The sequence below is a fragment of the Kineococcus indalonis genome, assembly GCF_009906395.1.
Classification (GTDB): Bacteria; Actinomycetota; Actinomycetes; order Actinomycetales; family Kineococcaceae; genus Kineococcus; species Kineococcus indalonis.
Genome location: NZ_JAAALM010000230.1, coordinates 1 through 6037 on the forward strand (window position 1 = coordinate 1; position 6037 = coordinate 6037).

Genomic DNA, 6037 nt, shown 5'->3' on the forward strand with positions numbered 1-6037 from the left:
CTCCCCACCCGCACCGTCGCGCTGCCGCAGCACCCGCGCGCTGCCGCGACGCCCCCGCGCCCGGAAGGCGAACCATGAGCACCAGCACTGCTCACAACCCCGGCCTGTCCTCCGACAGCAACCACTTCCCGCGCTCCGCGCCCAGCGACCCCACCGCCGCGCACGTGGAGCGCGCCACCGTCGTCGTCGACGCCGCCAGCGACCGCGGCCCGCTCACCCGGATCTGGGAGAGCATCGGGTACGACGAGATCAACTGGACCTACACCCCCACCGGCCGCAGGCTGCTGCGGACCTTCGGGGAGCTGTCCCCGCGCCCGTTCCTGGTGCGCCCGCACTACGTGTTCTGCTCGGGCACCGGGTTCGGGATCCCGCACTGGGGCAACGGCAACGTCTACCACGAGGACGCCGAGGGAAACCCGCACTACGACTTCACCACCGTCGACCAGACCTACGACGCGATCGTGCAGGCCGGCCACCACGTCCTCGTCGAGCTCGCCTTCACCCCGCGCGACCTGCTGCCCCCGGAGGCCGCCGAGCTGCAGGTCGTCCCCAGCCCCACCGTCTACAGCAGCTACGAGGCCGGGGCCTGGGCCTACCCGCCCGAGGACTACGAGAAGTGGCGCGGCCTGGTCGCCGCCCACGCCCGGCACTGCCTGGAGCGCTACGGCGCGCAGGAGGTGCGCGAGTGGCTGTGGGAGCTGTGGAACGAACCGGACATCTTCTACTGGAAGGGCACCCCGCAGCAGTTCTGCGAGCTGTACACCGTCACCGCCGAGGCCGTGCGCAGCGTCCTGCCCGACGCGAAGGTCGGCGGACCGGCCGTCACCGGCGGGGGAGTGGAGTTCCTGCGGACCTTCCTCACCCACACCTCCCGCGACGACGTGCCGCTGGACTTCGTCTCCTTCCACACCAAGGGCTCGGCGTTCACCCCCTGGCGCGTGTACGGCCCCACCGGCGGGCCGGCGCCCGAGCAGCAGAACCCCTCCGCGCACAAGATGCTCCACGAGATCCGCCGCATGCAGCGCGTCGTCGCCGAGTTCCCGCAGTACCACGCGCTGCCCGCGATCGTCGACGAGTGCGACGCCGGCGTCCCGGCGCACTACAGCGTCTACGACAACGCCAACTTCCGGTTCCAGAACACCGAGTACTACCCGGTCTTCCAGGTCAAGCTCTTCAAGAAGATCCTCGACCTCAACGAGACCGAGACCGTCCGCGTCGAGCAGGCCACCTCCTGGAGCTTCTACTTCGAGGGCGAGCGGTTCTTCGAGGGGACCCGCGCCTTCCTCACCGCCGGCGGGATCGAGAAGCCGCTGCTCAACGCCTACCGGATGCTCGCCCGCCTCGGCGGGCGCCGCCTCACCGCCACCTCCAGCGCCGCCAGCCCGGCCGAGGACCTCGACGCCGGCGACGGGCGCAGCATGCGCGAGGAGGTCGACGTCCTGGCCTCCACCGACGCCGCCGGCCGCGTCACCGTGCTCGTGTGGCGGCACACCGACGACCAGCACCGCACCGACGACGGCCCCGTGCCCGCCGAGGTGCGCGTCGAGGGCCTGGACCGCGCCGCGTACTCCCTGAGCCACCACCGCATCGACGCCGAGCACAGCAACTCCCACACCGCCTGGCAGGCGCTGGGCAGCCCGCAGGACCCCACCGAGGAGCAGCTCGCCGCCGTCAAGGCCCGCCAGGGCCTGGAGGAGCTCGAACCCGCGCGCGAGGTCAGCGCCGACGGCGGCGTCCTCACCACCACCGTGCACCTGCCGCTGCCGTCGGTCTCGATGCTCGTCCTGGAGCCCAGGTGAGCGCCCCGGAACCCCCCGGCGCGCAGCGCCAGCTGCACGCCGTGCGCCTCACCGACGGCGTCGCCGTCCCGCAGCTCGGCCTCGGCGTCTTCCAGGTGCCCCCCGGGGACGCCCAGCGCGTCGTGGAGGACGCCCTGGAGATCGGCTACCGGCACGTGGACACCGCCGCCGCCTACGTCAACGAGAGCGGCGTCGGGGCGGCGCTGCGCGCCTCCGGCCTGGCGCGCGAGGAGGTCTTCGTCACCTCCAAGCTGCGCAACGGCGACCAGGGCCACGACCAGGCGCTGCGCGCCTACGACGACAGCTGCGCCCGCCTCGGCGTGGAGGCCCTGGACCTGTACCTGGTGCACTGGCCCAACCCCGCCGCGGGCCGCTACGCGGACAGCTGGCGCGCGCTGCAGCGCCTGCACGCGCAGGGCCGGGTGCGCGCGGTGGGGGTCTCCAACTTCCTCGTCGAGCACCTGGACACCCTCGCCGCCCTCGGCGGGCCGGCCCCCGCGGTCAACCAGGTCGAGCTGCACCCGACGTTCCAGCAGCGCGACCTGGTGCGCACCTGCCGCGAGCGCGGCATGGTCGTGCAGGCGTACTCCCCGCTCGGGCAGGGCGCCGACCTCGCCGACCCGGCCGTCACCGCCATCGCCCGGGCGCACGGTGCGACGCCCGCGCAGGTCGTGCTGGCCTGGCACCTGCACCTGGGCCACGTCGTCATCCCCAAGTCCTCGCGCCGCGAGCGGCTGCGGGAGAACCTGGCGGCCGGCGCCCTGGCCCTCACCGACGCCGAGGTCGCCGCCGTCAGCGCCCTGGAGCGCGGCCACCGCACCGGCGGCGACCCCGCCACCTTCTCGCTCAGCCAGATCCGGTAGGGAGGTCAGCTCGATGGCGAGAACGATCACCCCGGCCCCCGCTGCGGGGGCACCCTCGGCCGCGCCCGTCGCGGCCCCCCGGGCCGCGCGCCGCCGCGGCGTGGACACCCGGCGCCAGACCCTGTGGGTCTGGGCGTTCCTCACCCCCACGATCGTCCTGTACGGGCTCTACACGCTGTACCCCATCGTCGCCAGCTACTGGTACTCGCTGGTGGAGTGGAACGGCTTCTCCTCCGGCCAGCGCTTCGTCGGGATCTCCAACTACCGGGCCGTGCTGGCCGACCCCGCCTTCTGGGCGTCGGTGAAGATCACCCTGGTCTTCACGCTGCTGGTGGCGCCGGCGCGCATCCTGCTCAGCCTGCTGCTGGCGATGGTGCTCAACTCCCCGAGGCTGCCGCTGCGCAACCTCTTCCGCACCGTGTACTTCCTGCCCGTCGTCACGACGACCGCCATCGTGGGCGTCGTGATGCAGTTCGTCTTCGACCCCGCCAGCGGCCCGTTCACCGCGTTCCTCAAGGCCTTCGGCGCGGACGTGGGCATCGACTTCCTGGGCGACTCCGGCACCGCCCTGGTCACCGCGGCCGCCGTCTACGTGTGGAAGTTCTTCGGCATCACGATGGTGTACTGGCTGGCCGCGCTGCAGACGGTGCCCACCGAGCTGTACGAGGCCGCCCGCATCGACGGGGCCGGCTCGTTCGGCATCTTCCGCTACGTCACCCTGCCGCTGCTGGTGCCGTTCCTGCTCATCATCACCGTCCTGACCGTGGAGGACACCTTCCACGCCTTCGACCTCATGCAGACCATGACCGGCGGCGGCCCGTTCTTCTCCACCGAGATCATCGAGATCTACATCTACCGCTGGGCGTTCAGCGCCTCCATCCCGCAGCTCGGGTTCGCCTCCGCCGCCGCCGTCCTCTTCGGCCTGTTCGTCATGGCGGTCGGCGCGCTGCAGGCCTGGGCGCTGGTGGTGGCCCGCCGCGGCCGCAAGGCCCTCTCGTGAGCGCCGCCGCGCCCACCTCCGCGCCCACCTCCGCGGCACGGCTCCCGCTCGCCCGGCGCCTGGCCCGACGGGCCCCGTGGTGGGGGGTGGTCCTGCTGCTGGCCGCCCTGGCGGTGGTCTGGGTCTACCCGTTCGTGTGGATGGTCTCCGCCTCGCTGAAGAGCTCCCTGGAGGTCTTCACCGCCGGGCTGGGCATCGTGCCCGAGGAGTTCGCGTGGGAGAACTACTCCCGGGCGTGGACCGACGCGAACTTCGGCCGCTACATGGTCAACACGGTCCTGCTCACGGTGTCCACCGTGGTCATCGTGGTGGTGCGCTGCGCGCTGGCCGGTTACGTGCTGGGCCGCTTCCGCTTCCGCGGCCAGCGCGTCGTCGTCGGCGTCCTGGTGGCCACGCTGTTCGTCCCCACCGGGTACACGATCATCCCCATCGTCAAGCTGTCGATGGAGCTGGGCCTGCTGAACTCCCTCACCGGCATGGTGCTGGCGCTCTCGGGCGCGGCGAACGTGTCCGCCATCCTCATCTACGCGGGGTACTTCCGGCAGCTGCCCAAGGAGCTGGAGGAGGCCGCCACCGTCGACGGGGCCGGCTTCCTACGGGTCTTCTCCCAGATCATGCTGCCGCTGTCGATGCCGGTCACCGCGACCGTCGCCCTGCTGACCTTCCTGGCCACCTGGAACGCGTTCTTCCTGCCGCTGGTGTTCTCCTTCAGCGACCCGGACCTGCGCACCCTCTCGGTGGGCATGCAGGCCTTCGTCGGGGAGAACGCCACCGACTGGTCCGGCATGGCCGCCGCCGGCGTCATCTCCATCCTGCCCATCGTCGCGCTCTTCCTCTTCCTCCAGCGCTACTTCGTCGAAGGCATCGCCGGAGCCGTCAAGTCCTGACCGCCCGGCACCACCCGCACGCCACCACCCGCACGACCACTCTCGATGAGGAGAAACGTCATGCCCCACACCTCCCGCCGCACCCTGCTCGCCGGCGGTGGCGCCCTCGCCGGAACCGCGCTCCTGGCCGCCTGCGGCGGGGGCAGCGGCGGCAGCGCGGGCCCCGGAGCCCCCGTCTCGCTGCGCTGGTGGGACCACTTCAGCGCCCTGCAGAAGTTCCACGCGGACTGGGCCGTCAAGCAGGCCCAGGCCCTGGGCGTGCAGGTCGAGTACACCTACAACGACGTCACCCGCTCCACCGAGGCGCTGCAGCTGGCCAACCAGAGCAAGCAGCTGCCCGACGTCTACAGCAACATCGTCGGCCTGCCCCTGCCGGCGCTCGTCGCCGAGGGCTGGCTGCACGAGATCACCCTGTCCGAGGAGGCGAGGGCGACGCTGCCCGAGGGCGCCTACACCGAGGGCATCACCACCATCGACGGCAAGCTGTACGGGCTGCCGCTGTTCAGCTACCAGCAGTACGCCGCGGCGCACTGGTTCAACGTCGACCTCGTCGCCGCGGCCGGCCTGGACCCCGACGACCCGCCGGCCTCCTACGACGACTTCCGGGCGAACCTGCAGAGGGTCAAGGCCGCCGGCGGGGACGCTGCGCCCATGGTCCTGGCCCTGGGCGGGGTGGCGCGCATGCGCGAGCAGATCGACGACCTCGCCCAGGCCGCCGGCTTCCCCGGCTTCCAGGGCACGAAGTACGCCACCGGCGAGTTCGCCTACGACGACGACACCTACGTGAACGCCATCGAGTTCTGGAAGGAGCTCAACGGCTCCGGGCTCATCCTGCCCGGCAGCGGCAGCCTCACCGTCGCCGACGCCCGCACCCGGTGGGCCTCGGGGGTGGCGGCGTACTTCCCCGACGGCCCCTGGTGCGCCGGCGGTGCCAAGAACGTCGTCCCGGAGTTCGTCGAGACGATGGGCGTCGGGCCGATCCTCACCCCCGACGGCGCCCCGGCGACCACCTACCGCGGCACGCCCGCCGCGCAGTTCTTCGTGGCCGGCACCTCCGCGCACCCCGAGCAGGCGATCGCGGTCGTGGAGTCCATGACGAGCACGGAGTACCAGAAGGGCCTGGCCAGCGGCATGGACCAGCCGCCGTTCGACCTGGCCGTGGTGGAGTCCGCCGACGTCATCGAGCCGTACAAGCAGCTCGTCCGCTGGTTCGCCGACACCGTGAAGCGGGCCCCGGAGCCGATCGTGCGCAACCCGGCGATCAGCGCGGTGCAGTCCGCCCAGAAGCCCGTCAGCCCGCACCTGGGCGACATCGTGCAGGGCTACCTCGGCGGCGACGTCACCGACCTGCGCGCCGCGCTGCGCGCCCTGAACGACGCCTCCAACGCCGACCGGGACGCCGCCGTGGAGACCGCCCGCGCCGGCGGGGCCGAGGTCTCCCTGGACGACTACGCCTTCCCGGACTGGGTCCCCGGCCAGGACCACGTG

Annotated in this window: 5 protein-coding genes; all 5 read left to right on the forward strand. The window is 72.2% G+C overall.

Features of this window, described 5'->3' with window-relative positions; all coding sequences use genetic code 11:
• Positions 1 to 74: 74 nt before the first annotated feature.
• Positions 75 to 1799: a GH39 family glycosyl hydrolase gene (locus tag GTR00_RS12155; RefSeq protein ID WP_166611882.1), complete on the forward strand. Its 1725-nt coding sequence runs from the start codon at positions 75 to 77 to the stop codon at positions 1797 to 1799.
• Positions 1796 to 2662 carry an aldo/keto reductase gene (locus tag GTR00_RS12160; RefSeq protein WP_323132434.1) on the forward strand — a complete coding sequence of 289 codons (867 nt, stop codon included), beginning with the start codon at positions 1796 to 1798 and terminating at the stop codon, positions 2660 to 2662. Before GTR00_RS12155 ends, GTR00_RS12160 begins: the two co-directional genes overlap by 4 nt.
• Before the next feature lie 13 nt (positions 2663 to 2675).
• Positions 2676 to 3662 (forward strand): carbohydrate ABC transporter permease, encoded by a 987-nt coding sequence (locus GTR00_RS12165; RefSeq protein ID WP_166611883.1) that lies wholly within the window; start codon positions 2676 to 2678, stop codon positions 3660 to 3662.
• Positions 3659 to 4549, forward strand: a complete 891-nt coding sequence (locus tag GTR00_RS12170) for a carbohydrate ABC transporter permease (RefSeq protein WP_205705649.1) — start codon at positions 3659 to 3661, stop codon at positions 4547 to 4549. The genes GTR00_RS12165 and GTR00_RS12170 overlap by 4 nt, the downstream gene beginning before the upstream one ends.
• Before the next feature lie 60 nt (positions 4550 to 4609).
• A partial coding sequence (locus tag GTR00_RS12175; protein ID WP_166611884.1) for an ABC transporter substrate-binding protein occupies positions 4610 to 6037 on the forward strand: 1428 nt, incomplete at its 3' end.

Coding starts and splice junctions, on each gene's coding strand:
- GTR00_RS12155 (WP_166611882.1), top strand. CDS start 75: ATGAGCACCAGCACTGCTCACAACCCCGGCCTGTCCTCCGACAGCAAC.
- GTR00_RS12165 (WP_166611883.1), top strand. CDS start 2,676: ATGGCGAGAACGATCACCCCGGCCCCCGCTGCGGGGGCACCCTCGGCC.